General features: G+C 63.2%; 25 protein-coding genes and 1 riboswitch. Of the genes, 13 read left to right on the forward strand and 12 right to left on the reverse strand.

Going from position 1 to position 24,668, the window contains the following annotated elements; all coding sequences use genetic code 11:
* Positions 1 to 126: 126 nt before the first annotated feature.
* The 6 genes from ACKAMS_RS00600 to ACKAMS_RS00625 all read left to right on the forward strand — a co-directional run bounded on the left by ACKAMS_RS00600 (position 127) and on the right by ACKAMS_RS00625 (position 6,058).
* Positions 127 to 630, forward strand: coding sequence for a hypothetical protein (locus tag ACKAMS_RS00600; protein ID WP_019748320.1), 504 nt, complete (start codon positions 127 to 129; stop codon positions 628 to 630).
* Positions 627 to 1,682 (forward strand): serine/threonine protein kinase, encoded by a 1,056-nt coding sequence (locus tag ACKAMS_RS00605; RefSeq protein WP_019748319.1) that lies wholly within the window; start codon positions 627 to 629, stop codon positions 1,680 to 1,682. Before ACKAMS_RS00600 ends, ACKAMS_RS00605 begins: the two co-directional genes overlap by 4 nt.
* A gap of 80 nt (positions 1,683 to 1,762) precedes the next feature.
* A complete protein-coding gene (locus ACKAMS_RS00610) occupies positions 1,763 to 2,752 on the forward strand; it encodes an ABC transporter ATP-binding protein (protein ID WP_020968852.1) in 990 nt (329 codons plus the stop codon).
* Complete coding sequence (locus ACKAMS_RS00615) at positions 2,752 to 3,522, forward strand: ABC transporter permease (RefSeq protein ID WP_019744508.1); 771 nt, start codon at positions 2,752 to 2,754, stop codon at positions 3,520 to 3,522. The genes ACKAMS_RS00610 and ACKAMS_RS00615 overlap by 1 nt, the downstream gene beginning before the upstream one ends.
* Before the next feature lie 132 nt (positions 3,523 to 3,654).
* Positions 3,655 to 5,109, forward strand: a complete 1,455-nt coding sequence (locus ACKAMS_RS00620; protein WP_195849572.1) for a M20/M25/M40 family metallo-hydrolase — start codon at positions 3,655 to 3,657, stop codon at positions 5,107 to 5,109.
* 97 nt (positions 5,110 to 5,206) lie between these two features.
* Positions 5,207 to 6,058, forward strand: a complete 852-nt coding sequence (locus ACKAMS_RS00625) for an adenylate/guanylate cyclase domain-containing protein (RefSeq protein ID WP_019744506.1) — start codon at positions 5,207 to 5,209, stop codon at positions 6,056 to 6,058.
* 4 nt (positions 6,059 to 6,062) lie between these two features.
* On the opposite strand, the gene thiD is transcribed toward ACKAMS_RS00625, so the two are convergent.
* Together thiD and thiC are read right to left on the reverse strand one after the other, a co-directional pair.
* Positions 6,063 to 6,905, reverse strand: coding sequence for a bifunctional hydroxymethylpyrimidine kinase/phosphomethylpyrimidine kinase (thiD, locus tag ACKAMS_RS00630; protein WP_003945044.1), 843 nt, complete (start codon positions 6,903 to 6,905; stop codon positions 6,063 to 6,065).
* Positions 6,902 to 8,533, reverse strand: a complete 1,632-nt coding sequence (gene thiC, locus ACKAMS_RS00635) for a phosphomethylpyrimidine synthase ThiC (protein ID WP_408988487.1) — start codon at positions 8,531 to 8,533, stop codon at positions 6,902 to 6,904. The genes thiD and thiC overlap by 4 nt, the downstream gene beginning before the upstream one ends.
* A riboswitch (TPP riboswitch) is annotated at positions 8,524 to 8,632 on the reverse strand. It overlaps the preceding gene by 10 nt.
* A 149-nt stretch (positions 8,633 to 8,781) precedes the next feature.
* On the opposite strand from thiC, the gene ACKAMS_RS00640 reads away from it, so the two are divergent.
* Positions 8,782 to 9,213, forward strand: coding sequence for a GNAT family N-acetyltransferase (locus tag ACKAMS_RS00640; RefSeq protein WP_223257849.1), 432 nt, complete (start codon positions 8,782 to 8,784; stop codon positions 9,211 to 9,213).
* A 61-nt stretch (positions 9,214 to 9,274) separates the two neighbouring features.
* Here the strand turns inward: ACKAMS_RS00640 and ACKAMS_RS00645 are convergent, their stop codons facing one another.
* Genes ACKAMS_RS00645 through ACKAMS_RS00655 form a run of 3 tightly spaced genes read right to left on the reverse strand, consistent with a single transcriptional unit; the run spans position 9,275 to position 11,643 of the window.
* Positions 9,275 to 10,075 carry an exodeoxyribonuclease III gene (locus ACKAMS_RS00645; protein ID WP_020906690.1) on the reverse strand — a complete coding sequence of 267 codons (801 nt, stop codon included), beginning with the start codon at positions 10,073 to 10,075 and terminating at the stop codon, positions 9,275 to 9,277.
* A gap of 16 nt (positions 10,076 to 10,091) precedes the next feature.
* Complete coding sequence (locus tag ACKAMS_RS00650) at positions 10,092 to 11,003, reverse strand: GNAT family N-acetyltransferase (RefSeq protein ID WP_408988488.1); 912 nt, start codon at positions 11,001 to 11,003, stop codon at positions 10,092 to 10,094.
* Positions 11,004 to 11,043: 40 nt separating this feature from the next.
* Positions 11,044 to 11,643, reverse strand: coding sequence for a peptide deformylase (locus ACKAMS_RS00655; protein ID WP_019744501.1), 600 nt, complete (start codon positions 11,641 to 11,643; stop codon positions 11,044 to 11,046).
* Between the two features lie 244 nt (positions 11,644 to 11,887).
* On the opposite strand from ACKAMS_RS00655, the gene ACKAMS_RS00660 reads away from it, so the two are divergent.
* The 5 genes from ACKAMS_RS00660 (at position 11,888) to ACKAMS_RS00680 (ending at position 16,372) form a co-directional block, all read left to right on the forward strand.
* On the forward strand, positions 11,888 to 12,238 hold the full coding sequence (locus tag ACKAMS_RS00660) for a DUF3263 domain-containing protein (RefSeq protein WP_007730120.1): 351 nt from the start codon (positions 11,888 to 11,890) through the stop codon (positions 12,236 to 12,238).
* 53 nt (positions 12,239 to 12,291) lie between these two features.
* A complete protein-coding gene (locus ACKAMS_RS00665; protein WP_021333972.1) occupies positions 12,292 to 12,888 on the forward strand; it encodes a LytR C-terminal domain-containing protein in 597 nt (198 codons plus the stop codon).
* 95 nt (positions 12,889 to 12,983) lie between these two features.
* Positions 12,984 to 13,685 carry a superoxide dismutase[Cu-Zn] gene (sodC, locus tag ACKAMS_RS00670; RefSeq protein WP_007730117.1) on the forward strand — a complete coding sequence of 234 codons (702 nt, stop codon included), beginning with the start codon at positions 12,984 to 12,986 and terminating at the stop codon, positions 13,683 to 13,685.
* An 89-nt stretch (positions 13,686 to 13,774) separates the two neighbouring features.
* On the forward strand, positions 13,775 to 14,899 hold the full coding sequence (locus ACKAMS_RS00675; protein ID WP_003945034.1) for a glutamate--cysteine ligase: 1,125 nt from the start codon (positions 13,775 to 13,777) through the stop codon (positions 14,897 to 14,899).
* 105 nt (positions 14,900 to 15,004) lie between these two features.
* Positions 15,005 to 16,372 (forward strand): phosphatase PAP2 family protein, encoded by a 1,368-nt coding sequence (locus ACKAMS_RS00680; RefSeq protein WP_211917932.1) that lies wholly within the window; start codon positions 15,005 to 15,007, stop codon positions 16,370 to 16,372.
* Here the strand turns inward: ACKAMS_RS00680 and mnhG are convergent.
* Genes mnhG through ACKAMS_RS00710 form a run of 6 tightly spaced genes read right to left on the reverse strand, consistent with a single transcriptional unit; the run spans position 16,338 to position 22,692 of the window.
* On the reverse strand, positions 16,338 to 16,682 hold the full coding sequence (gene mnhG / locus ACKAMS_RS00685) for a monovalent cation/H(+) antiporter subunit G (protein WP_003945045.1): 345 nt from the start codon (positions 16,680 to 16,682) through the stop codon (positions 16,338 to 16,340). The genes ACKAMS_RS00680 and mnhG overlap by 35 nt on opposite strands.
* Positions 16,679 to 16,948 (reverse strand): monovalent cation/H+ antiporter complex subunit F, encoded by a 270-nt coding sequence (locus ACKAMS_RS00690; protein ID WP_003945061.1) that lies wholly within the window; start codon positions 16,946 to 16,948, stop codon positions 16,679 to 16,681. The genes mnhG and ACKAMS_RS00690 overlap by 4 nt, the downstream gene beginning before the upstream one ends.
* Positions 16,945 to 17,517 carry a Na+/H+ antiporter subunit E gene (locus ACKAMS_RS00695; protein ID WP_003945063.1) on the reverse strand — a complete coding sequence of 191 codons (573 nt, stop codon included), beginning with the start codon at positions 17,515 to 17,517 and terminating at the stop codon, positions 16,945 to 16,947. Before ACKAMS_RS00695 ends, ACKAMS_RS00690 begins: the two co-directional genes overlap by 4 nt.
* The gene (locus ACKAMS_RS00700) at positions 17,514 to 19,229 is read right to left on the reverse strand and encodes a Na+/H+ antiporter subunit D (protein WP_084325034.1); all 1,716 of its coding nucleotides are present in this window, start codon (positions 19,227 to 19,229) and stop codon (positions 17,514 to 17,516) included. Before ACKAMS_RS00700 ends, ACKAMS_RS00695 begins: the two co-directional genes overlap by 4 nt.
* On the reverse strand, positions 19,226 to 19,858 hold the full coding sequence (locus ACKAMS_RS00705) for a Na(+)/H(+) antiporter subunit C (RefSeq protein WP_019744495.1): 633 nt from the start codon (positions 19,856 to 19,858) through the stop codon (positions 19,226 to 19,228). Before ACKAMS_RS00705 ends, ACKAMS_RS00700 begins: the two co-directional genes overlap by 4 nt.
* Positions 19,855 to 22,692, reverse strand: coding sequence for a Na+/H+ antiporter subunit A (locus tag ACKAMS_RS00710; protein WP_408988489.1), 2,838 nt, complete (start codon positions 22,690 to 22,692; stop codon positions 19,855 to 19,857). Before ACKAMS_RS00710 ends, ACKAMS_RS00705 begins: the two co-directional genes overlap by 4 nt.
* Before the next feature lie 190 nt (positions 22,693 to 22,882).
* On the opposite strand from ACKAMS_RS00710, the gene ACKAMS_RS00715 reads away from it, so the two are divergent.
* Entirely contained in the window at positions 22,883 to 23,308 is a 426-nt protein-coding gene (locus tag ACKAMS_RS00715; RefSeq protein ID WP_007730102.1) for an NUDIX domain-containing protein, read from the forward strand.
* Here ACKAMS_RS00715 and ACKAMS_RS00720 read toward each other — a convergent pair.
* Positions 23,265 to 24,644: a hypothetical protein gene (locus ACKAMS_RS00720; RefSeq protein ID WP_020906696.1), complete on the reverse strand. Its 1,380-nt coding sequence runs from the start codon at positions 24,642 to 24,644 to the stop codon at positions 23,265 to 23,267. The genes ACKAMS_RS00715 and ACKAMS_RS00720 overlap by 44 nt on opposite strands.
* Between the last annotated feature and the right edge of the window lie 24 nt (positions 24,645 to 24,668).

The following is a 24,668-nucleotide window of genomic DNA, read 5'->3' on the forward strand; positions in this document are numbered from 1 at the left end:
GCCATTCTCGATAATGCGAGTCTCACCTATTATGACAGTCACTGTCAATATCCAATACTCTGTCAGATATCTGCAGACCCCGGCATTTCGTTGACAGGGCATTCGGTGCCACGACAAGCTTCGAAGATGAAACGATGGTTCGCGGCGGGCTTCGGAACGGCGATCGTCTCGCGATCACTTCTGCGCAAAGCACTCATCTTCAAGTTCCGACGCGACGTACGTGCACTCAATTCCGGCAACTACCGGCCGCTGTTGAATTCCTATCACCACCACGCGGTGCTCAGATTCGCCGAGGGTGATCATCGGTGGGCAGGAGTGCATGCCGGACGGGACCAAATCGAGACGTTTCTCCAGGAATTTGTCGACGCGGGGCTTCAAGGCGCGGTCACCGAAGCGTATTTCGGTGGTCCGCTCTGGCGCATGACACTGCTCGCCCGTTTCGACGACCGAGCCCTTGGCCCGGACGGCGCCGTCATCTATCAAAATCGAACAGTGCTTCTCGTTCGAACCAAGTGGGGAAGAATCGTCGAGCAGGAGGACTACTACGAGGACACCGCCAGAATCGGTGACTTCGACAGACGGCTCCGCGAAATCGAAGCCGGACGAGCCTGTGGCACAGTCGCGGAATGACGGACGTCAGGATTGACCGCCACCGGAAACTATCAGCATTCCTGTCTTCCCAGAACGATGTCGAACTGGCCCGACTGGTCGACACCGCTCGAGTCTCGAGCGTAGGCGTGGGCGGCGCCGCAGGACTCGTCGGTGTCTGCGAAAACGGGTTCGACAGCGTTCCGGTATTCACCAAACGCATCCCACTGACCGAACAGGAACTCGCCGACGTGGGCTCTACTTCCAACCATTTCGACTTGCCGACGTTCTGCCAGTACGGCATTGGGGGCCCGAGCTTCAACGCCTGGCGAGAGCTGGCCGCGAACGTCATGGTCACCGAGGCCGTTCTGGCCGGCGAAACACAGTCGTTCCCAATGCTTTACCACTGGCGGGTGCTGCCCGGTCGATCGCCGGTTGCACCCGAACACGCCGACATCGCTTCCGTTCCCACCGCCTGCGCAAGTAGTGAAGCGCGGGTCCGCCTCGAAGCACTCGCCACTGCGCCGTGCAGCCTCGTACTGTTCTGCGAGTACGTCGCACACCCGATCTCGGATTGGCTGCATGACAACCCGGCCGCCAAAGCTGCCGAAGTCGAGCGACAGTTTTCGGAGATCGTGGCGTTCTTACGCGATCGACAGTTGCTGCACATGGACGGACATTTCGGCAACATGCGCACCGATATGGAGCGGATCTATCTCACCGACTTCGGACTGGCCACATCCCCACACTTCGACCTGTCGACTACCGAACATGACTTCGTCCGGCGCCATGCCACCCATGACGCCGACTACGCCGCCATGCTTCTGGTCAACTGGCTGGTCACCGAGGTCTGCGGAGTGCCGAGACCGAAACACGGCGGACCAGTCGCCCGCAACCAGTACGTACGACGATGCGCCACAGGTCATGTCCCAGGTGATGTGGCACCGGAGGTGGCCGCGATCTTGACCCGGCACGCGCCCGCCGCTGCGAGAATGAACGACTTCTACTGGCGATTGTTCGACGGCGACTTCGACGCGCCCTACCCTCATGCCGCGGCAGTTCCGACTTCCGGTCGAGGACAGGGTTTTCCCTGAACTGCCGTCTCCACATCTCAGGGTCCATGTCATCCTCCGGACCGATGTGCTGGTCAGCGCCGTAAGGCACAGTTCTCCTCATGATTGAACTGAGGGGATTGACCAAGGTTTACGGACCGACGAAAGCGGTGGACGATTTGTCGTTCACGGTCAAGCCGGGCATCGTGACGGGCTTTCTGGGCCCGAACGGTGCGGGTAAGTCGACGACGATGCGGATGATCCTGGGTTTGGATCAGCCGACGTCGGGTGCGGCGTTGATCGACGGCAAGCCGTACCGCGAGCTCAAGACGCCGCTGCGGACTGTCGGCGCGTTGTTGGATGCGAAGTGGGTGCATCCCAATCGCAGTGCGCGGGCGCATCTGCAGTGGATGGCTGCTTCGAACGGGATCCCGAAGTCCCGCGTCGACGAGGTGCTCGGGTTGGTCGGATTGTCCGAGGTGGCGGGCAAGAAGGCCGGCGGGTTCTCGCTCGGTATGTCGCAGCGTCTCGGGTTGGCGGGTGCGTTGTTGGGCGATCCGAAGGTGCTGTTGTTCGACGAGCCGGTCAACGGTCTCGATCCGGAGGGCATCGTCTGGATTCGTAAGTTCATGCAGCGGTTGGCGGCCGAGGGCCGCACGGTGCTGGTGTCGAGTCACCTTCTCTCGGAGATGGCATTGACGGCGGAGCAGTTGGTGGTGATCGGCCGGGGTCGGTTGATTTCGGATTCGACGGTGGCGGAGTTCGTGGATCGCTCGTCGGAGTCGACGGTGCGGGTGCGCAGTCCTCAGCTCGATGCGTTGCGCAGTGTGTTGCTCTCGCAGGGGTTGACGGTGCGTGAGGACGGTTCCGGTGTTGCGCCGGCGTTGGTGGTCGTGGATTCGACGACTGATGTGATCGGTGGTTTGGCTGGTTCGCAGGGAATCGTGTTGTACGAGTTGGCGTCTCAGCAGGGTTCGCTCGAGGATGCGTTCATGAAGTTGACCGGAGACGATGTCCAGTACCACGCGTCCGGTATCGATCCGGGTGCTGGTGCACACCATGCAAATACGCAGCAGGCAAACACACAGCAGGCTATGGGAGGTGCACTGTAATGGCTGTTCTCAGTGCTGAACGTATCAAGATCACCACGACCAAGTCGCCGCTCTGGTGCTCGGTCATCATCGTCGTGCTCGCACTCGGCTTCGCTGCCATCATGGGCGCGGTTGCCAAGTCGGCTCTGACGTCCTCCGATGTCCAGGGAGCACCGGACCTCGACACCGCCGTTGCCACGGCCGGCATCTCGGGTTTCGGAATCATGGTTCTCATGATCATGGCGGCCCTCGCGGTCACCAGTGAGTACCGCTTCGGGACCATCCGCACCACGTTCCAGGCAGTTCCGAACCGTGCCTCGGTTCTCATCGCCAAAGCCGGCCTCATCGGTGCCTTCGGCGCGGTGCTGACGTTTGTCCTCGCTTTCGGGTCCTATGCGGTGGCCAAAGCCATGGCCGGTACCGAGGCCAGCACGGGCCTGACCCTGTCGACCGGCGATGACTGGCGTGCGATTTACGGCATCCCGGTGTACGCCTTCCTCTGCGTGATTCTTGCTGTCGGCGTCGGATCGATCATCCGGCAGTCGGCGGGCGCTATTGCGTTGCTCCTGCTCTGGCCGCTGCTCATCGAGAGCCTTTTCGGACTGTTCGGCAGTGTCGGCGAGAAGATCACCCCATTCCTGCCGTTCGCGAATGCAAACCACTTCCTCAGCCCTGGCGGCGGAAGCCTTGATTTCCACTGGGGACCCTGGGGCAGCCTGATCTACTTCGCGGCCTTCGTTCTGGTGATTTTCGGAGCAAGTATTGTCATCGTGAATCGTCGCGACGCCTGATCTTGTCGCTCCCTCGGTAGGTGTTGTCGGGAGACCTACCGAGAACGAGGAGTGACAGCAGAGTAGGGACCCAGTACGAAAAACCATTCGTACTGGGTCCCTTTCCTGTGCTCCGGCCGATATCCTCCGAAGATGAGACTCTTCGGTGTGGTTGTGGTCGGAATGGCTGGAGCACTCGTGGTGAGTGGATGCTCGTCGTCAGGAAGTGAAGCAGCCGTCCCGGCAGATCCGGTGGCATTCTCCGAGACCGTCACGGTCGACGCCGTGACCGGGCATCTGGAGCAACTCGAGAAGATCGCCGGTAACAACGACGGCAATCGATCGGCCGGAACCCCCGGCTACGACGCCAGTGTCGACTACGTGGCAAACCTGCTCGAAGACAAGGGCTTCGACGTCAGTACCCCGGAATTCGACTTCAGCTCCTTCGATCCCGGCACCGAATCCCTGAAAGCTACTGACGGCTCCGATGTTCCGGTGCGGGCGTTGACATATTCCCCCTCCACGGGACCGACCGGAATCACGGCACGCCTGGTGGTGATTCCCGCCGACGAGACACCAGGTTGCGAGGCCACTGACTACGACGGCCGCGACGTGAACGGTGCAATCGTGCTGGTCACCCGCGGAGTGTGCCCGTTCGGCGACAAGCAGAAGATCGCCGCTGACCGCGGCGCGGCAGCGTTGTTGGTTGCCAACAACGAGGACGCGATGCTGGGCGGGGCAACCTTGGGTGAGCCCGAAGACGCCCGCATTCCGACCGGCGGGGTGAGCAAGGCGTCGGGCGAGGCTCTTGCCGTAGCGCCCGGAGACCTCACGCTGATTCTCGACACGTCGACGGAAACGACGAAGTCGCGCAACGTGATTGCACAGACCAAGACCGGCGCGACCGACAACGTGGTTGTCGTGGGCGCCCACCTGGACAGCGTGCCGGAAGGTCCCGGCATCAACGACAACGGAAGCGGCACCGCAGCCGTGCTGGAAACCGCGCTGCAGATGGGAAGCTCACCGAGCATCGAGAATGCCGTGCGTTTCGCTTTCTGGGGAGCGGAAGAAGTGGGATTGGTCGGCTCCACCCGCTACGTGGAAGGTCTGAGCGATCAGGAACGGGCCGACATCGCCCTGTATCTGAATTTCGACATGCTCGGTTCGCCCAATGCCGGATACCTGGCTTACGACGGCGACAACTCGGATGCGGTCGGGGAGGGGCCAGGGCCCGAGGGTTCGGCAGGCATCGAGCGCACCTTCGTCGACTTCCTCGCCGATCGGGGGATTGCGGCGGACGGAACGGACTTCGACGGGCGTTCCGACTACGGCCCGTTCATCGAGATCGGAATCCCGGCGGGCGGTGTGTTCAGCGGCGCGGACGAACGCAAGACGCCGGCTCAGGCCGAGAAGTGGGGCGGCGAAGCGGACGAGACCTTCGACCCGAACTACCACAGTGCCCAGGACAACCTCGCGAACATCGATCGCGAAGCGCTCGCGGCCAACGCTTCTGCAGTAGCCTTCGGAGTTGCGACGTATGCCCAGGATTTGAGCGGGCCGAACGGCGTTCCCGTCGGCGATGCTCGAACGCAGGCCAGAACCGAATGATCGACTGACCGAATGATCGACTGTGCGAGCGACCAGGAGGCCACTGTGCGAGAACGGCGGCAGCACACTGTCTGTAACTCTGAGTTACGCTTGAGTTATGGCTGATCTGTCCCCGGAGGGCACCGACACGACAGGTGCTCCTTCCTCCTCGGTTCGAGGCGTCGTCGACGTCGTCTTGAACTCTGCGGCAGAACTGAACCGTCGGCAGCAGCTCATCGACGCGCTACGACGGCTGAGGCGGGCACTACCCGGTGATCCCGGATTCGGAGATCCGCTCTCGCTGGCAGGTCCTGGCGGTGCCCGCGCCGTGGCCCGCGTCGCTGACAGATTGCTCGATCAGAAGCCGGCAGCCACTCGCGAAGTGAGCCTCGGAGCACTGCAGGTGTGGCAGGCGGCGCTGGAAAAGATGGGCCGCGGCCGCGGTGATCAAGAACTGACCATCGTCTTCACCGATCTGGTTGGCTTCTCCACCTGGTCACTCGAAGCCGGTGACGGCGCCACGCTGACGCTCCTGCGTGCCGTGGCGCAGGCCGTGGAAACCCCGATCACCGACAACGGCGGACACGTCGTCAAACGGATGGGCGACGGTCTGATGGCCGTGTTCATTCGCCCGGATGCGGCTTTGAAGGCGGTGTTCACCGCGCAGGACGCACTCGCGGAAGTCGACCTCGACGGATACACCCCACGAATGCGCGTCGGCCTCCACACGGGTACTCCGCGCCAGATCGGCGACGACTGGCTCGGCGTCGACGTGACCATCGCCGCCCGGATGATGGGCTTGGGCGGCGACGGCAACGTCATGATGTCGGCGACAACTCTCGAGGAACTCGAAGCCGGCACCCTGGAGGATCTCGATCTCACGATCCGGCCATGGCGGCGAGGGTTTTTCGCGACCACGCCAAACGGAGTTCCCGTCGACCTGGGAATCTGGCGCGTGCGCCGGAACTAGCGCACTAGACCTGGAGCCGCCAGAGCGGGGACACCGGACCATGTCCCGCGCCGAGGTCGTACGACGCCTCGAGACACTTGGTCACCCACTCTTTGCCGAACGCCACCGCGTCCGGAACGGAATAGCCATGTGCGAGAGCGCAAGTGATCGCAGCGGCCAGCGTGTCTCCGCCGCCGTGATCGTTGCCGGTGTCGATCCGGGCACTGCTGAATTCGAGGAAACGGTCTCCGTCGAACAACAGATCGGTGGACAACTCCGAAGTACGAAGGTGGCCGCCCTTGACGATGGACCATTGAGCGCCGAGCGCATGCAACGCTTCTGCCGCTTGGCGGGCGCTCTTGTCGTCGACGACCTCGATGCCGGTGATCAACCGAACCTCGTCGAGGTTCGGAGTGACCACCGTGGCAGCCGGAATCAAGGTGTTGCGGACCGCGTCGAGAGCTTCTTCGTGCAACAGCGGATCGCCATGCATCGACGCGCACACGGGGTCGACCACCAGCGGGATCGGTCGGTCGCGGCCGATCCCCACCTCGGCGGCAACTGCGGCTACCGCTTCTATGATCGTCGTCGAGGCCAGCATTCCCGTCTTCGCTGCGCCGACGCCGATGTCCGAGACCACGACGCGCACCTGGTCGGCGACGATCTCCGGCGGAATCTCGTGGAATCCGCTGACGCCCACCGAATTCTGGACCGTCACAGCGGCGACGGCCACACAGGCGTGTACTCCGCACATCGCCATCGTGCGGGAATCGGCTTGAATGCCGGCTCCGCCGCCGGAGTCGGTTCCGGCGATGGTCAATGCCCGAATCGGGGTCTGTCCGGCGGGGGTCAGGGGCAGCAGCTTCACGACGACGAGCCTACCGACCGGACCTGGGGAAACGGCAGCTCGGTCCGGATGGACTCGGTTTCCGGGATTTCCGCTTCCAGGATTTCCGCGTACTGACGTACGTCCGCCGAGATCCGCATCGAGCAGAACTTCGGCCCGCACATCGAGCAGAAATGTGCGGTCTTGGCGGGCTCGGCCGGTAGTGTCTCGTCGTGGAACTCCCTGGCGGTGTCCGGGTCGAGTGACAAAGCGAACTGGTCCAACCAGCGAAATTCGAAGCGCGCCTTGGACAGTGCGTCGTCGCGGGCCTGTGCATTCGGGTGCCCTTTTGCCAGGTCTGCTGCATGGGCAGCGATCTTGTAGGTGATCACACCGGTTTTCACGTCGTCTCGGTTGGGCAGGCCGAGGTGTTCCTTGGGTGTGACGTAACAGAGCATCGCCGTTCCCGCCCGTGCGATCATCGCCGCACCGATGGCGGAGGTGATGTGGTCGTACGCCGGCGCGATATCGGTAGCGAGCGGTCCGAGGGTGTAGAACGGTGCCTCGTCGCAGAGCTCTTCTTCCAGGCGGACGTTTTCCTCGATCTTGTCCATGGGAACGTGTCCGGGGCCCTCGATCATGACCTGGACTCCTGCGGATTTCGCAATCTGCGTGAGTTCTCCCAGAGTGCGAAGCTCCGCGAATTGGGCGGCGTCGTTGGCGTCGGCGATCGATCCCGGTCGAAGCCCGTCACCGAGGGAGAACGTGACGTCGTATCGGCGCAAGATCTCGCACAGTTCGTCGAAGTGGGTGTAGAGGAACGATTCCTGCCTGTGGTGCATGCACCACGCGGCCATGATCGCGCCGCCGCGCGAGACGATTCCCGTGACGCGACCAGCAGTCAGAGCGATGTAACCGATTCGTACACCGGCATGCACGGTCATGTAGTCGACGCCCTGCTCGCACTGCTCGATTACCGTGTCGCGGTAGATTTCCCATGTCAGAGCGGTGGGATCTCCGTTGACTTTCTCGAGTGCCTGGTAGATCGGTACCGTGCCGACCGGTACGGGTGAGTTGCGGAGAATCCATTCACGGGTCAGGTGGATGTCCTTGCCGGTGGACAGGTCCATGATGGTGTCGGCGCCCCAGCGGATCGCCCACACCATCTTTTCGACTTCCTCTGCAACAGAGGAGGTTACGGCCGAGTTCCCGATATTCGCGTTGATCTTGACGGCGAACTTCTTGCCGATGATCATCGGCTCCAGCTCGCCGTGGCGATGGTTCGCGGGAATTACCGCCCGCCCGCGAGCCACCTCGGAACGCACCAGTTCGGCTGAAACGCCCTCGCGTGCAGCGCAATAGCGCATCTCCGGGGTGATCACACCGTCTCGGGCGCATTCCAGTTGCGTCCGATCGCTTTCCGGACGTTCCCAGGTGTCCCTGGTCTTCGGGAGCCCTGCATCGAGGTCGATGTCGGCGTCCGTGTCGGTGTAAGGACCTGACGTGTCGTACAGGTCCAGATGCTCACCATTGGTGAGAGTGACGCGTCGAAGTGGGATCCGGAGAGAATCCGATTCGACGTAGTGCTTGCTACTGCCCTCGATCGGGCCGGTTGTCACAGCGGTGTGGACAGTCGCGTGAACAGCCGTACGGACAGACTTCTCCTGCATGGTGCGCTCCCTACGCCGGCATTATCCGGTCAGGTTCATCCGGTCGACGGCCCTAGCCGTCCTCTCAGCCCGCTGGTGCGAGCCCCCGTGGTGGTTGTATGAAATTTGTGCCCGCTGTCACAGCGGCACCGGGCGACTCTATCTCAACCCCGAAAAAGCGTTTCACTGCGATTGCGGTGGAGTCGTTCGCGGTGCAAAAATTGGTCGAACCCGGGACAGCGTCGTCGGTAGCTGATTCTATGAGTGGCATGGATCACAGTTATGGAGAGCGTGCGAACGCAGCTGTCGCCGATCGCGCAGTTGCAGATCGTGCCGTGGAGGTCGCCGCAATGAACGACATCGAAAACTCGAGAACCGGAACCTCACCGGAAGTCACGCTCGTGGACAATCCGTCTCACGAACGATTCGAACTGCTCTCCGACGACGAGTTGGTCGGCATCCTCGGATACCGCGACGAGGACGAGATTTCGGGGAGCGGAGCCGAAGCGGGCGACGTGGTTGCGTACATGCATACCGTCGTCAAGGAGGAGTACGGCGGGCAGGGACTGGCAGCCGTACTCGTGCAGTTCGCGATGGACTGCGCCCGTGAACGTGAATGGTCGGTGCGGCCTGTGTGCACCTATGTTCAGCGGTACCTCGGCGAGCATCCCGAGTATCTGGAACTGCTCGTCGAGGACTAGCCGCCGAAAGTTGCAAGCAGACGATCAGGCTCCGAGCTTTACGATCACCCGAGCTTTACGATCACCCGAGCTTTACGATCACTGGAGCGTGATCGCTGGCGCCCTTGCCTTTTCGCTCGTTTCGATCGATCTCGGCCGCCTCGACGCGCGCTGCGAATGCCGGTGAGCCGAGGATGAAGTCGATTCGCATGCCCTGCTTCTTCGGGAAGCGAAGCTGCGTGTAGTCCCAGTACGTGTACACACCGGGGCCGGGGGTGTACGGGCGAACGACGTCCGCGAACCCGGACTCGGTGAAGGCGGTGAACGCAGCTCGTTCCGGCTCCGACGTGTGGGTCTTGCCCTCGAAGAAAGCGGGATCCCACACGTCGTCGTCCGTAGGAGCGACGTTCCAGTCACCGACCAGGGCGATCTGCGCGTCGGGATCCTGCTTGAGCCAGCCCTCCGCGTCGTCGCGCAGTTTGGCCAGCCAATCCAGCTTGTAGGCGTAATGCGGGTCTTCCAGCTCACGGCCGTTGGGGACGTACAGGCTCCACACCCGCACACCACCGCAGGTGGCACCGATCGCACGGGCCTCACGGACCGGGTCTGCCTCGGGATCCTTGTCGAACCCGGGCTGATCCTCGAATCCGATCTGCACGTCGTCCAAGCCGACGCGGGAAGCGATGGCGACACCGTTCCACTGGCTCAACCCGACGTGGGCGACCTCGTAGCCGATTTCCTTGAAGCGTTCGTACGGAAACTGCTCGTCCTTGCACTTGGTTTCCTGCATTGCCAGGACGTCGACGTCGGATCGACCGAGCCAGTCGATGATCCTGTCGGTACGGGCACGGACGGAGTTGACGTTCCAAGTAGCGATGCGCACGAGGGCAAGCCTAGCGTCAGCCGCCGACAGGATCGGTGGCGTATCGGTAGCGGTGGTGTTCGACGAATCCGAGCCGCTCGTAGAGCGCGATCGCCGCGGAGTTCTCCGCCGAAACCTGGAGGTACGCGTGCGTCGCACCGTTCTGGAGACCCCAGGAGAGTAGATCTCCGCAGATCAGCGACCCGATTCCGTGACGACGGTGTTCAGGGGCGACGTGAATGCCGGTCAGTCCTACCCAGCGCTTGCCATCGGGCGCCTCGGTGAGCGCAGCGCGCCCGATGGCAAGCGTCGTGTCGGTGTTTCCGATCGCGCCGAAAGTTGCACTGCCCACGACAGCCGTGAGGACCGCCTCGACGTACGCCGGATCTCCGTGGGCGTCGTACGTCGACAGCCAGTTGTGGTCGGGGCGGTCGGCGAACGAGGTGACCGGAGGACCGAGCGGCAGCGTGACACTGCCCAGATCGGCGGCCATCACGATGGTTTCCTTCTCGCTGGTCCACCCGTCCGGAGCGGTGCCGAGTCGATCGGGGAGGAGAAGCAGGGTCGGCAGGCCGCGGTCACCGAACCACTGGCGTATCCGTTCGAAAGTGCTCGCGTCGAAGCCGGCAACCGTCCCCGCACCACCGAGCGGCAAAGCTGAATTGGCGCGGCCGGTGAAACCGTGACCGGCGCGCAGCAACCAACCGTCGATCCACGCCTGCTCGACCCCCGGCCACGCCGCCGCAGCAGCCGTTTCGAGGTTTCGAATCTCGCCGATGCGAATCGGACGGGCCGAGAGAGTCTTGAGTGCAATCACCTGATCGGCGGAGACCTGGACCAGCCGACCGTCGCCGCTGCGGACGGCGATGGGATCGGCGCCCTCGAGGATGCCGATGACGTCGGTCATGGGATGCGAATAGCCGGGTGGGAGCTTGTATCGCAAAACCACCCGGCTACCGATCGAAATGTTGCCGTTCAGAGCGGAATTCTCAGTCTTCGTAATCGTCGTCGTCGTGACCGAACGGATCGTCGACGGTGCCCGGCGTCCAGGTCAGACCGGGCTTGCCCCAACCGGAACGCTTGATGATCTTCTTGGCGGCGCGCGCGTTGCGGCCGATCAGCACGTCCGTGTAGAGGAAACCGTCGAGATGCCCGGTCTCGTGCTGGAGCATCCGTGCGAAGAATCCGGTGCCCTCGACCTCGATCGGGTTGCCGTCGGCGTCGGTGCCGGTGACCTTCGCCCAATCGGCGCGGCCCGTCGGGAACTGCTCGCCGGGAACGGAAAGGCAACCCTCGAAGTCTTCTTCCGGGTCGGGCATCGTCTGGGGGATTTCGGACGTCTCGAGTACCGGGTTCACGACGACGCCGCGACGACGCTCGCTGCTGCGGTCGTCACCGGGGCAGTCGTAGACGAAGACTCGGAGTGAAACGCCGACCTGATTGGCCGCCAGACCGACGCCGTTGGCGGCGTCCATCGTCTCGTACATGTCTGCGATCAGTTCGGCGATCTCGGCCGGAGACTGAGTGACCGGCTCTGTCGCCTTGTGCAGTACCGGGTCGCCGACGATTCGGATGGGGAGGATAGCCATGCGGACAAGGATAGTGCGGCGCGCCCGCGTAGTTATCACGGCCCGCACACTCGATCATGGTTCAATGGTTGCTGAAGAACAGCGATGTAATTCGTTGCTCGGTCGGAACGTGGGCCGCGGGGGAAATTGTGAGTTACCTTCGGGCCAGGGGACCGGGAAACTCACGGCCGCGAGAATATCGGTCGGAAAAGAACACCGGGCATACGAGTCTCGCTGACGCCGAGCACAGCAGTCGAGGAGTGACATGGACGGCGCAACCGCGCGTAGTCGGAACCAGTCCGAAGGCACTGGCGCCGACGATTCGGTAGTAGATACAGCAGGCATGCACGAGGTGGGCGAAGACGGCCTCACCCGCCGGGAGCACGACATCCTCTCCTTCGAGCGCCAGTGGTGGAAGTACGCCGGTGCGAAGGAAGAAGCCATCAAGGAGTTGTTCGACATGTCGGCAACCCGCTACTACCAGGTTCTCAATGCCTTGGTCGATCGCCCCGAATCCTTGGCGGCTGATCCCATGCTGGTCAAGCGCCTGCGTCGTCTGCGTGCCAGCCGTCAGAAGGCCAGGGCCGCCCGTCGCCTCGGCTTCGAGGTCACCTGAATCACGCGTACATATGATCGGGCTGTCCACACACTGGCGATAAGGTCGACATCGTGAGTACCCCGAAAGAGCAGCCGTCCGGACCTCCGCTTCGCGCAATCGCCATGGTGTTGATCGCGTTGGCGATCGTGTTCATCGGTCTCGGAGCAGCCTCACTGGGTGGATCGAGCGACGGTGGATCGGGCGACGAGAACACCGCAGCAGAGCAGACCGAATCCTCGGCGTCTGCCACGACGAGCGCCACCGCACCGGCATCTGCCACTTCCAAGCCGGCAGCGACGACGCAACCCGCTTCGGGCGATACCACCACTACGTCGCGTCCCTCGGGAACTGCGACGACCACGACTTCCAGCTCCGCGAGCGGCGTCGACACGTCGAATATCAGCGTTCGAGTTCTCAACAACAGCACCGTCTCGGGTCTGGCAGCAGGCACTGCCGAGGAATTGACGGCTGCAGGTTGGAACGTCGAGGAGACGGGTAACTACAGCGAGGGCACCGTCAGTACGACGACGGTGTACTACGGATCGTCCGCGGCGGAGAAGGCAGCGGCGCAGAAGATCGCAGCTGAACTCGGAGTCACCGCAGAACCTCGATTCGCCGGCATCGCGAACGCGTCACCTGGCGTGATCGTGATCGTGACCTCCAACTGACCGGTCGTGAAGGTGGAACTGACCCGTCGGTTCCAGCTACTACACGCGCCGTTATGATCAGAAGCACTTTCTCGCCACCTCAAAGGAGCGGTTCGATGGCCCCCAGCAGCACCCGGCGTATGTCCTGGCGCGTCGTTGCCCCTGTAGTCGCGATTGCCGCTTTCGGCTTGACCGCTTGCAGTAACAGCGAAGAGCCCAGCAGCGTCCCCGGCACGACTCCTCCGGTGTGGACCGGTGCAGCCGATCCCAGCGCGCACGAAAGCGCGGGCGGCCACGGTTCCGAGACGGCTCACGCCGGCGCTTCTGCCGAGACTGTCACCGCAACGCTGAACGGCACCGACGGCGCCAAGGTCGGAACGGTCACGTTCGCGCAGGAAGGTAGCGACGTCAAGGTCACCCTCGACGCCAAGGGCCTCACCCCCGGCTTCCACGGATTCCACGTCCACCAGGTCGCCAAGTGCGAGACCAATTCCGTTGCCCCCAGCGGCGGAGAGCCGGGTAACTTCCTCTCGGCAGGCGGACACTTCCAGGCCGAGGGTCACACGGGCCACCCGGCGAGCGGTGACCTCACTTCGGTTCAGGTCCTCGAAGACGGCACCGCCACACTGGTCACCACGACCGATGCATTCACCGTCGACGAACTGGTCGCAAACGGTGGAACATCCGTCATGATCCACGCCGGAGCGGACAACTTCGGCAACATCCCGACGCGTTACGCGCCGGCACCGGATCAGCAGACCCTCGACACCGGTGACGCAGGCGGACGCGTTGCTTGCGGTGTCATCACCAAGAGCTGACAACTCACCTGAGTTTTGCATCACTTCCGGCGACTACCACGCAGTAGCCAGCACGGTGTTTTTACCGACACTGTGATTGGATTCTCTGCGTGGTAGTTCCATTTCCAGGTTCGCCGCGCCCGACGCTGGGCGTGGAGTGGGAGATCGCGCTGGTCGATCGCAAGACCAGAGATCTCTCCAACACAGCAGCCGAGGTGTTTTCGGCGGTCGAAGAGCTTGCCGGCTCCGAAACCCCGCACATCACCAAGGAACTACTGCGAAATACCGTCGAACTCGTCACGGGTATTCACTCGACGGTCGGCGAGGCGATGAGTGATCTCGACAGGTCACTGGATCTGCTTCGCCGCGCTGCGAATCCGCTCGGCGTCGACCTCATCAGCGCGGGCACGCACCCGTTCGCGCAATGGTCGACGCAGCTGGTCACCCGGACACCCGACTACGACGAACTCATCGAACGCACGCAGTGGTGGGGTCGGCAGATGCTGATCTGGGGCGTGCACGTTCACGTGGGTGTCTCGTCCGCGGATCGCGTTTTCCCGATCATCAACGCACTGCTGCAGCGCTATCCGCACCTGTTGGCGCTGTCGGCGTCCTCGCCGATGTGGGCCGGTGTGGACACCGGCTATGCGTCCAATCGCGCGTTGATGTTCCAGCAGCTGCCAACCGCCGGCCTTCCGTACCAGTTCGAGAACTGGGCCGAATACGAGTCGTTCATCGACGACCAGATGAAGACCGGTGTGATCACCAAGATCGGTGGCATGCACTGGGACATCCGTCCCGCGCCGAAGTGGGGAACCATCGAGGTCCGGGTCTTCGACGGCGTCTCGACACGCGCCGAACTGGGTGCTCTCGTTGCTCTGGTCCACTGCCTCATCGTCGATCTGGACCGCAGACTGAGTGCCGGTGAGACTCTGCCGAACATGCAGCCGTGGCACGTCAAGGAAAACAAGTGGCGCGCAGCGAGATACGGACTGGACGCCGAGATCATCCTCGACTCCGACGCAAACGAGTGCCTCGTCACTGACGATCTGGATCGCCTGCTCGACGACTTGGCGCCGATTGCGGTCTCACTCGGCTGCGCGGACGAGTTGGCGTCGGTGGCGGACATTCCCCGTCGCGGTGCCTCCTACCAGCGTCAACGCCGTGTCGCGGAAGCGACGGGCGGCGATCTGGTTGCGGTGGTCGACGCATTGGTCGCGGAGTTGGGTACTTAGAGCACTCCGTGTTGCCGATGGTTTCGTAGGGTCGAAATACGGGCATACAGACCGATTGTCCAGTCTGCGTCCATATTCGGTTCACACGGCGTTTACTATTGTCCGGTGTTGATAGACAGTTGGTCCCAACGAGGGGGCGTACCCGGACAGTCGGATCGTTCGTGGTCGAGTTCTCATCGACTCCTTCTGATCGGCACAGCAGCATTGGCCGTGCTGGTCCTGGGTGTGCAGGCGTTCGCGTCGTACAAGGGCTATCTCGGTCCGGTGGAAAGCCTGTTCGGTGACTACTTCCTCGTTCCTCGTTCGGCGACCATGCCCTGGGTGGGTCTCGCTCTCGCGCTGGTTGGACTGAACAACAAAGAACGCATCTACGCGGTATCCGCGGCCGTTGTCATCGACGTGGTCGTCGGCGCTATTCGCTGGTTCTCTGGTGGGCCACTGACTATGGGCACCGGCGGCACCTGGGTACTGACAGCCATCGCGGTGTACGCGGTGTGGAAGTTGTCCGGCGAGCGTCGACTCAGCGTTCTGCACGGCGTCGCTCTCGGCGCGTTGCTCATCATCGCCGCCAAGGTTGCCGAGACGTGGCTGGAGATCACCATTCTCGTCGGTACCGACGTGTGGGACGAGTACGTGTTCCTCGCCGACCAGGCTCTCGGGAATCCGTCGTGGGTTATGGGCCAGATCGTCGACGCCATGGGCCCCGTCGGTGCAGCAGCCCTCGACTGGATCTACGTCGAACTGCCGGTCGCGGTGATCGTGGTTGCTCTCTATCAAGTACGTAAGGGATGGCCGTCGCATCACCTGCTGCGCACGTTCCTGCTCATCGGGCTGATCGGCCCGATCTTCTACGTCCTGTTCCCGGTGGTCGGCCCGGTGTTCGCCTTCGGTCCGCGTGGGTTCGGATTCCAGATCGGTGACTACTGGCCGAACATCGTGCCCAACTTCGACTTCGCATCACCGTCGTCGTTGCCGTTCGACGACGCCGCACCGCGAAACTGCATGCCGAGCCTGCACACCGCGTGGGCGGTCGCATTGTTCATCCACTCGCGCAGCGGACCGTGGTGGATTCGCAGCCTGGGATCGTTCTGGCTCGTTGCGACCCTGACCGCGACGCTCGGCTTCGGATTCCACTACGGCGTCGACCTCATTGCCGGTGCCGTCCTGTGCTTGACCCTCGATGCGGCGCTACGGGATCCGGAGCGAGGCTGGGGGTGGTTCCGAGTGCGTCTGTTGATCGGTGGCTCGGCACTACTCGCGGGGTTGTTGCTCTCGTACCGGTTCGCTGCGGTGCAGATGGCCGAGTACCCGGCGATCTTCGGGCCGCTGCTGATGGCTGTCCTGGTTCTCATGTCGGTCGCGTACTTCGCCACCTTCTTCGCCCGCCCCGGCACTGCACTTGCGGTGTGGGGCGAGCGCGACGGCGAGTGGGATGCCGCTACAGGAGAGAGTCCGGGTCTTCCAGCTCGTTGATCTTCATGAGGTCGTCCTCTTCGCGCTGTTCGCGGTAGGCGACTCGGCCGACGCTGTGCGCGATCACGGGCGCGGTCAGCAGCGTGAAGATGCCCACCAGGACCAACATCCAGATGTCGACGCTCCCACGAAGCAGGAACACGGCGCCCATCAGCACCAGGATCAGTCCGACCACCTGAGGTTTCGTGGCCGCGTGCATACGACGCAGGGTGTCGGGGAAGCGAACGATTCCCACCGCGGCGGTCAGCGCGAGCAGCGCGCCGAGGAAGATGGAGATGGCCCCGATCGTGTCGAGGATGTTGCCGATCACTGGTCACTCACCCGGAAGCGCGCGACGGACACGGAACCGATGAAGCCGACCAGTGCCAGCGCCACGATCGCGGGAACGATCGTGGTGTCTTTGCTGTACGCGGCCCAGACGGCGAGTCCACACATCGAGACCGCGATGATCGTGTCCAGAGCGACGAGGCGGTCGAGTGAGCTCGGACCGTCGAGCAATCGGAACGTGGTCAGTACAGCGGCGATCAGCAGAATCACTCCGGAAATGATCAAGATGGTGGTGATGAACCCGTTCATGGTTGGTCCTCCTGCCGGGGTGCATCGAATTCGTAGTCGCGCTGGTGCCACGGGCTGGGTTGCCAGTCCGAGTCACGTTCGAACGACGCGATGAACAACCGTTCGAGATCCTCCACCGAGCGGTAGAACGCGCTGACGGCTTTCTGCGATCCGACGTCGAGCACGTGGACGTAGACGATGCGCCGGTTCTGGTCGATCTCGAGAACCATGGTGCCCGGGATCAGGTTCAGTACGTCGATGCACAGCGTGAGAACCAGGTCGGACTTGATCCCGAGTTGGTAACGCAGAACTCCGGTGACCGGCGGCGGCGACGGACGGATCGCCAGCCACGCGACCTGGATACTCGACTGGATCGCGTAGTACACGATCATCCACAGCAGACGCAGAATCGACAGCAGATGTACCCGACCCTCGACCGGTACACGGGGGAGGGGAAGCAGGACCATGATGATCAGGCCGACGGCGAGTCCGCCGAAGATGTTGCCGAAACTGATGTTGCCCCACAACAGGATCCATACGACCATCAGCCACAGCAGGATCCCGACGCGGAGTACCTGTTCGCGTTTCATCGCGGAGCCTCCTCGGTGTTCGGGGCGTCGGTGTTCGGGGCGTCGGTGTTCGGGGCGTCGGTACTGGGAGCTACAGCAGGGTCGTCTGCAGCGACGGGAGCTTCGTCGACCGGCACGGGTCGGTGGTTGCCGAGAACCGCGTCGATGTAGATGGACCGGTCTTGCAGATCCTTCGCCGCTCTGTCGCTGATGTCGATGATCCGGCCTGCGAACACCGTCAGTGCCAGGCCGACGATGACGAGTCCGACCGTCGGAATCAGCATGAAGACCGGGATCTTGCCGACGTCCTCGCGGTCGACGAACGCGATGTCCTCTTCGGACTCGTCGATCAGTGCTGACGGGCTGACGTCGGCGAGGTCACCTTCGGGCGCGTCGGCGCGGGCTCGCCAGAAGGCCTTGGTCCACACGCGGGCGACCGCGTAGAGCGTCAGCAAGCTGGTGATCGTGCCGCCGGCGACGAGGATCCAGGCCAGCGCGCTTGCGTCGGCCGCACCGGCCTGCAGGAGCGCGACCTTGCCGATGAAGCCCGAGAACGGCGGGATACCACCGAGATTCAGTGCCGGGATCAGGAAGACGATCGCGAGGATCGGGCTGGCCGCAGCCAGACCGCCGAGACGGCGCAGCGACGACGACCCGGCTTGTCGTTCGATCAGACCCACGACGAGGAAGAGCGTCGTCTGCACGATGATGTGGTGGGCGACGTAGTAGATCGCGCCGGACAGCCCGGACGTCGTGGACAGTGCGATACCGAAGATCATGTAACCGATATGGCTGACCAGTGTGAACGAGAGCAGACGTTTGATGTCGCTCTGCGCGATGGCACCCATGATGCCGACCACCATCGTGAGCAGACCGCACACCATCAGTACGTTGTCGAGTTCTCCTTGCGGGAACAGCAACGAGTGCGCGCGGATGATCGCGTACACACCGACCTTGGTGAGCAACCCGGCGAAGACGGCGGTGATCGGTGCGGGCGCGGTCGGATACGAGTCCGGTAGCCACGCCGACAGCGGGAAGACCGCAGCCTTGATGCCGAACGCCACGAGCAGGACAGCGAAGATGGCGGTTCGTGTGCCCGGCGGAATGTTGTCGAAGCGCAGGGCCATGTCGGCCATGTTGAGGGTGCCGGTCGCCGCATAGGCGAAGGCGATGCCCGCCAGGAAGATCAGCGAAGACACCATCGAGACCATCACGTACGAGACACCGGCCCGAACGCGGTCGGCGCTGGCACCGAGCGTCAGGAGCACGAAACTCGCGGCGAGCAGAACCTCGAATCCGACGTACAGGTTGAAGAGGTCACCGGCGAGGAACGCGTTCGAGATACCGGCGGTCAATGCGAGATAGGTCGGCAGGAAGATCGAGACCGGCTGGGCCTCGCTGCCGTCGCGAATACCCTGACCGATCGCGTAGATCATGACGGCGAGCAACACCACCGACGAGACCACGAGCATCATCGCCGAGAGACGGTCGACGACGAGTGTGATGCCGATGGGGGAGTCCCAGCCGCCGACCTGAACGGCCGTCGTACCGTCGCGGTCGGCGAGGTAGAGCAGCAATCCAGACACCGCGACGACGCCGATGAGCGCGATCAGTGTGATGACACGCTGGAAACGCGGACGTCGGCCGACAACCAGCGTCGCAGCTGCGGCCAGCATCGGGATCAGGACGGGCAGGGGCGCAAGGGCTCCCATCAGGTTGTCCGAGATGGTCATGCGCCGCCACCTCCCTCGATCTTGGTCTGGCGAGCGTCTTTGCGCCGCTTCTCGGATTCCTTCTTACGAGCAAGGTCGGTGGCCCAGTCGGGTACCGGTTCGTCCTCGAAGTCGCCGTCGTGGAGGTCGTCGTAGCATTCGATGTCCTCGAGGTTGACCAGTTGTTCGAGGGGAATAGGGTTGCCGTCCTTGTCGAATGCGTCGCCGCCGATGCTCGGGGCACCGGTGACCGGGTCGTCGGAGCGGTCGTGGTCGGGAGCGTCGGCAGGCAGGCGACGCTTGAGGATCTTGGTGTCTTCGGGATCGTCCTCGACGGCGTCGGCGGTGTTGATCTTGTAAGACCGGTACGCCAGTGCCAGAACGAAGCCGGCGATACCCATCGTGATCACGATGGCCGTCAGGATCATGCCCTGGGCGAGCGGATCCGCTATCTCCTCGTGGACCGAATCTCGGCCGACGATGGGCGGATTCCCGTCCGATCCACCAACAGTGAGGATCAAGAGGTTGATGGCGTTACCGAATAGAAGTAGACCGAGGAGCATCCGGGTGATGCTTCGTTCGATCAGCAGGTAGACACCGGCCGACGTGAGGACGCCGATCAGGATCAGCATTCCGATATTTGCGCTCATGGTGCTTTCACCTCGATTTCTGCGTCGAGGCGGGCGCCGAGACTTCGGAGTACATCCAGGACCAGGCCGACCACGATGAGGTAGACGCCCAGGTCGAAGAACAGTGCGGTGACCAGTTTGACGTGGCCGATGAGCGGGAGCGTGAACTCGAAGACAGCCGACGAGAGTGCCGGAGCGCCGAGGAACAGCGACACCAGGGCGGTGCCCGCGGCCAGCGCCAAACCGAGGCCGAGAATCTTGCCCGCGTCGATGGGTACGGCTTCACCGAGTTCGTAGCGGCCACCGGCGAGGTAACGCAGCACGAGGGCGAGGCCGGCCGTCAGGCCTCCGGCGAAACCGCCGCCGGGGGCATTGTGACCGGAGAAGAAGAAGTAGATCGACAACACCATGATGGTCGGGAAGATCAACCTCGTGGTGACCTCGAGAACCAGCGAACGGTGTCGAGGATCGATGAGGTCTCCGCCGCGCAACCACGTCGTGTCCGAGTTGGCCGCTGCCTTGTCGACGATGACGGAGGGGGCGTCCGCGACTCGCGGCGCGATGCCGAAGCGGCGGTTGCGGAACACGAGGCTGGCGACGCCGGTTGCCGCGACCAGCAGCACCGAGATCTCACCGAGCGTGTCCCATGCGCGAATGTCGACGAGTAGGACGTTGACGACGTTCTTGCCGTTGCCCAGGTCGTAGGCCGCGTCGGGAAGCAGTTCGTAGATCGGACGAGTGTTTCTCGCATTGGTCGCGAAGGCCGCGATGGTGGTGACGGTGATACCGACCGCGACGGCGAGTGCCGCACGCGGCCACTTGAAGCCGATTGCCTTCCTCTCGTCGACCTCTGCGGGGAACTTCCGCAGTACCAGCACGAAGATCACGAGGGTCAAGGTTTCGACGAGGAACTGGGTCAGCGCGAGGTCGGGTGCGCCGTGTAGCGCGAACAACACGCCACAGCCGTAGCCGGTGAGTCCGACGAGGATGACGCTGGCGAGTCGGTTGCGCATCAGCGTCGCGGCGATGGCGGCCGAAATCATCATCAGCGCGATAGTGAACTGGATGGGTGAATCCCACATCCGAAGGTCGACTCCGCCGCCATCGGTGTCGATGATCAGCAGGAACAGTGGCACCACGACCAGCGTCGCAAGAATCGTCGACTGCGTGCGGGGGAGCGAACCACGCTGAGTGGCACCGGTCAGGCGCATCGAGATGGTGTCCATGCCGCGCAGGGTCGCGTCGTAGATACGGTCGGCGTTGCCGAGCGGCGGGTGCTCGAAATGCAGGCGGCTGATCTGACGCTGCGCGATGTAGAGCGCGATGCCGCCGGCGATGACGATGCAGGTGAGCAGCAGCGGAGTGTTGAATCCATGCCACAGCGCGAGGTGGTAGTCGGCGTGAGGTCCGGGGGCCAGCGTGGTCGAGTACGGCGTCAGCAGCTTCTCGAGTTGGGGCGAGAGAATGCCGGCGGCCAGACCGAGAACCGCGAGTAGGCCGGGCGCGAACAGGAACAGCCAACCCGGCTTGTGCATCTTGCTCACGGCCGGACTCGGCTTGCTCAAGGTCTTGCGTCCGAAGGCTCCCCAGATGAACCGGACGCTGTAGCCGACGGTCAGGATCGAGCCCAACACGATCACCGTGACGACGGCGATCGACGACCAGTGGCCGAGCGCGTTCGTTTCGAGAACTGATTCGAGTGCGGCTTCCTTGCCGACGAATCCGAGTAGCGGTGGTAGACCGGCCATGCTGGCGGCAGCGAGGCTCGCGATGATCGCGAGAGCGGGTGCCGCTTTACCCAGGTGAGCAAGTTTGCGCAGGTCACGGGTGCCGGTGGTGTGATCGATGATGCCAACGACCATGAAGAGTGCGGCCTTGAACATCGCGTGCGCCACGACCATCGTCATGCCGGCCAGGGCGGCGTCACGCGTGCCTATGCCGACCAGGACCATCATGAAGCCGAGTTGGCTGACGGTTCCGAAGGCGAGGACGAGTTTGAGGTCGTACGCGCGCATGGCTCGCCAACCGGCGAGGATCATCGACAGCAGACCCAAACTGATGATGGTGATGCGCCACGGCGGCGAATCGGCGTACCCGGGAGCCAGACGCGCGACGAGGTAGATACCGGCCTTGACCATTGCTGCCGCGTGAAGATAACCGCTGACAGGGGTGGGTGCGGCCATCGCACCTGGCAGCCAGAAGTGCAGGGGCACGATTGCCGATTTGGAGAGCGCACCGATCAGGATCAAGACGATCGCGACGGACGGGAGCCACCCCGTCGGCGGGTTCGCGACCAGTTCGGACAGGTTGTAGCTGCCGCCGACCTGGCCGAGGATGATCATGCCGACCAACATCGCCAGACCACCGGCGGTGGTGACCAGCAGTGCCTGGGTCGCGGCGCGGCGACTGGTGGCGCGTTCGGCGTAGTGACCCACGAGCAGGAACGACAAGACGGTCGTCAGTTCCCAGAACACGTAGAGAAGCAGCATGTTGTCGCTGGTCACGAGTCCGAACATGGCACCCGCGAAGGCGACCATCTCGGCGGCGAAGATGCCGAGTCGAGGTTCGTCGTCGTTGAAGTAGCGGGCGCAGTAGATCAGGATCAGCGTGCCGACGCCCAGGACGAGCACGGCCATGATGGCGGAAAGCGCGTCGAATCTGAAGTCGATGTCCATCGACAGGCCGGGAACCCAGGTGATGTGCAGCGTCTCGACGATGCCCCATTTGTCGATGACCCAGCCGAGGCTGGCGAGGGGGACTATCGCGAGGGGGAAGAAGCCGTTTCGCCCTAACCTGCGCACCACAAGCGGAGCCAAGAGGGCGGCAACGGCATGGGCAAGCAAGATAGCGAGCAAAAGGCACTCCGTCGTGTTGTCAGCGGGCGGCGGGGTGTCCGAACAAAATCGAACCTATCGGATTAACGAGACAATTCACCTAGTCGGAGAGGTTGTCTTTGCGTACATATTACCGGGCGTGGCAGTTTCGATGTGCAGCGAGTCGATTCGGACATCATCGGCACTCGCTGATACACGTAGGTTGGACGACGTGAATTCGTCGACTCCCACCACGATCATCCGTACCGCCGCCCTTGCGCACATTCGTGACCGCAAGCTGATCCAGACCCGGTCCGTGGGCAAGACCGCGTTCTACATGGCCGGCGGAAAGATCGACCCGGGTGAGACGCCCGAGCAGGCACTGCACCGCGAAATTCGGGAGGAACTCGACGTCGATCTGGTCGACGGGACGGTGACGTTCCTCGACGTTTTCGAGGCTCACGCTTTCGGACATTCCGCGGACACGGGCCTGCACATGAGTTGTTATCTGGCGGAGATGGCCGGAGACCCGCACCCGACCAGCGAGATCGCCGAGTTCCGCTACTTCACGCTCGCCGAGTACGCAGCGATGGACGAGGTGGCGCCGGGATCACTCAAAGTGTTCCATCGCCTGGCGTCGATGGATCTGATCGACTGATCGGCGGAGGTACGGATCGATTGACTCGCCCCAAGCGCAGACTTGCATAGGCGCAGACGGCCACGATGATCAGTGCCACGGCGTCGAGTATCAGGATGTCGGTCGAGATTTCGAATGGGCCGACCGTCGTGATGCCGTTGAAGGGCTTGTTCTCGTCGAGCGGCGTGTACGCGGTCCATCCGTAGTCGAACTGCGGATAGACGAGCAGGGCCAGCGCCGTCGGGCCGAAGATGACACCGAGTCCGACGAGGGCTCGTGACGCTCCGGTCCGCGGTGGCTCTCGGTACATCGCGCTGGCGATCGCGTACGTGACGACCGCAGAGGTGAAGGCGACAAGAAGATCGCTGATCGTGAGAACGTCACCGATCTTCGGCGACGGCGACGTGGCGTAGCTGACGATCCCGGCGACCGTCACCGTCAGGAGCAATCCGTAGCCGACGACCCGCGAGGGAGCGATCGCGCCGATTGCTGCCGCGGCGACGATGACGACGCCGATCACGACGGCGGTCGAGGCGGGGGTTTTCGACCATTCCATGGCTTCGGTTGCGGGACGGTTCGCCGACACCGCCGCCAGAGTTGCGACGGCGGCGGTACACATCAGCAGGATTCGACCGCCATCGCCCAGCACCCGCGCGCAGATCACCGTGATTACGAGCGCGACGAGTAGAAGGGGTACGGCCGCCGTGACGGTGGTGATCTCGAACCACCAATTCGCCGCGACCCCGAAGAGAGTGAGCACCGCCGCGATAGTCACCGGCCGAACGGCCATCCGTTCCTTGGGGTGGTCCTTGTCGAAATCGTGGAACCAGAACGCGGCGACGCAGGCGGCGGCCAAAGCGAGCGCGAGCAGTGTTGCCCCCAACACCGGTGGTTGAAACTGGTTGGTGTTGTCGGCGATGTAGTCCGCGTACCGCCGAGGAATTGCGTCTTCGTCCAGGAGCGAATCCGAGACATGCACAGCCACAATCGTTCCCGCGACCGAGGCAGCTCGAACCCGGGGAGCGGCAGCAACCGTCACCGCGCCGACAGCGACTCCCGCACCAACGGGCGAGAGTGCCTCGAAGTTGTGATCGTAGAGCCCGGGCAGTTCGAGGAGGAGCCCACCGAAGACCGTCATGGCCGCGGTCCGCAATCGGCAACGGGCCATCATCGCGGCTGTCCCGACCGCGACGACAGCCAAGACGCCGGCGCCGATGGTCGAGATGGACCAGAATCGGTCGCCCGTCGAAATCGACGTCGACTGGCTGTTCACGAACGGTGCCAAAGCGACGACGGTGACGACGAATGCCGTCACACCACTCAGTGCGACGAGCAACGTCCTGCGGGCGATGGGCACTGCTCCAAAATAGTCAATCCGGTA

The sequence above is a fragment of the Rhodococcus sp. 5A-K4 genome (genome assembly GCF_046097995.1).
Lineage (GTDB): Bacteria > Actinomycetota > Actinomycetes > Mycobacteriales > Mycobacteriaceae > Rhodococcus_F > Rhodococcus_F erythropolis.

Excerpts from the sequence above, each read along its gene's own strand:
- ACKAMS_RS00600 (WP_019748320.1), top strand. The coding sequence starts at position 127 with ATGAAACGATGGTTCGCGGCGGGCTTCGGAACGGCGATCGTCTCGCGA.
- ACKAMS_RS00605 (WP_019748319.1), top strand. The coding sequence starts at position 627 with ATGACGGACGTCAGGATTGACCGCCACCGGAAACTATCAGCATTCCTG.
- ACKAMS_RS00610 (WP_020968852.1), top strand. The coding sequence starts at position 1,763 with ATGATTGAACTGAGGGGATTGACCAAGGTTTACGGACCGACGAAAGCG.
- ACKAMS_RS00615 (WP_019744508.1), top strand. The coding sequence starts at position 2,752 with ATGGCTGTTCTCAGTGCTGAACGTATCAAGATCACCACGACCAAGTCG.
- ACKAMS_RS00620 (WP_195849572.1), top strand. The coding sequence starts at position 3,655 with ATGAGACTCTTCGGTGTGGTTGTGGTCGGAATGGCTGGAGCACTCGTG.
- ACKAMS_RS00625 (WP_019744506.1), top strand. The coding sequence starts at position 5,207 with ATGGCTGATCTGTCCCCGGAGGGCACCGACACGACAGGTGCTCCTTCC.
- thiC (WP_408988487.1), bottom strand. The coding sequence starts at position 8,533 with ATGCAGGAGAAGTCTGTCCGTACGGCTGTTCACGCGACTGTCCACACC.
- ACKAMS_RS00640 (WP_223257849.1), top strand. The coding sequence starts at position 8,782 with ATGGATCACAGTTATGGAGAGCGTGCGAACGCAGCTGTCGCCGATCGC.
- ACKAMS_RS00655 (WP_019744501.1), bottom strand. The coding sequence starts at position 11,643 with ATGGCTATCCTCCCCATCCGAATCGTCGGCGACCCGGTACTGCACAAG.
- ACKAMS_RS00660 (WP_007730120.1), top strand. The coding sequence starts at position 11,888 with ATGGACGGCGCAACCGCGCGTAGTCGGAACCAGTCCGAAGGCACTGGC.
- sodC (WP_007730117.1), top strand. The coding sequence starts at position 12,984 with ATGGCCCCCAGCAGCACCCGGCGTATGTCCTGGCGCGTCGTTGCCCCT.
- ACKAMS_RS00690 (WP_003945061.1), bottom strand. The coding sequence starts at position 16,948 with ATGAACGGGTTCATCACCACCATCTTGATCATTTCCGGAGTGATTCTG.
- ACKAMS_RS00695 (WP_003945063.1), bottom strand. The coding sequence starts at position 17,517 with ATGAAACGCGAACAGGTACTCCGCGTCGGGATCCTGCTGTGGCTGATG.
- ACKAMS_RS00700 (WP_084325034.1), bottom strand. The coding sequence starts at position 19,229 with ATGACCATCTCGGACAACCTGATGGGAGCCCTTGCGCCCCTGCCCGTC.
- ACKAMS_RS00705 (WP_019744495.1), bottom strand. The coding sequence starts at position 19,858 with ATGAGCGCAAATATCGGAATGCTGATCCTGATCGGCGTCCTCACGTCG.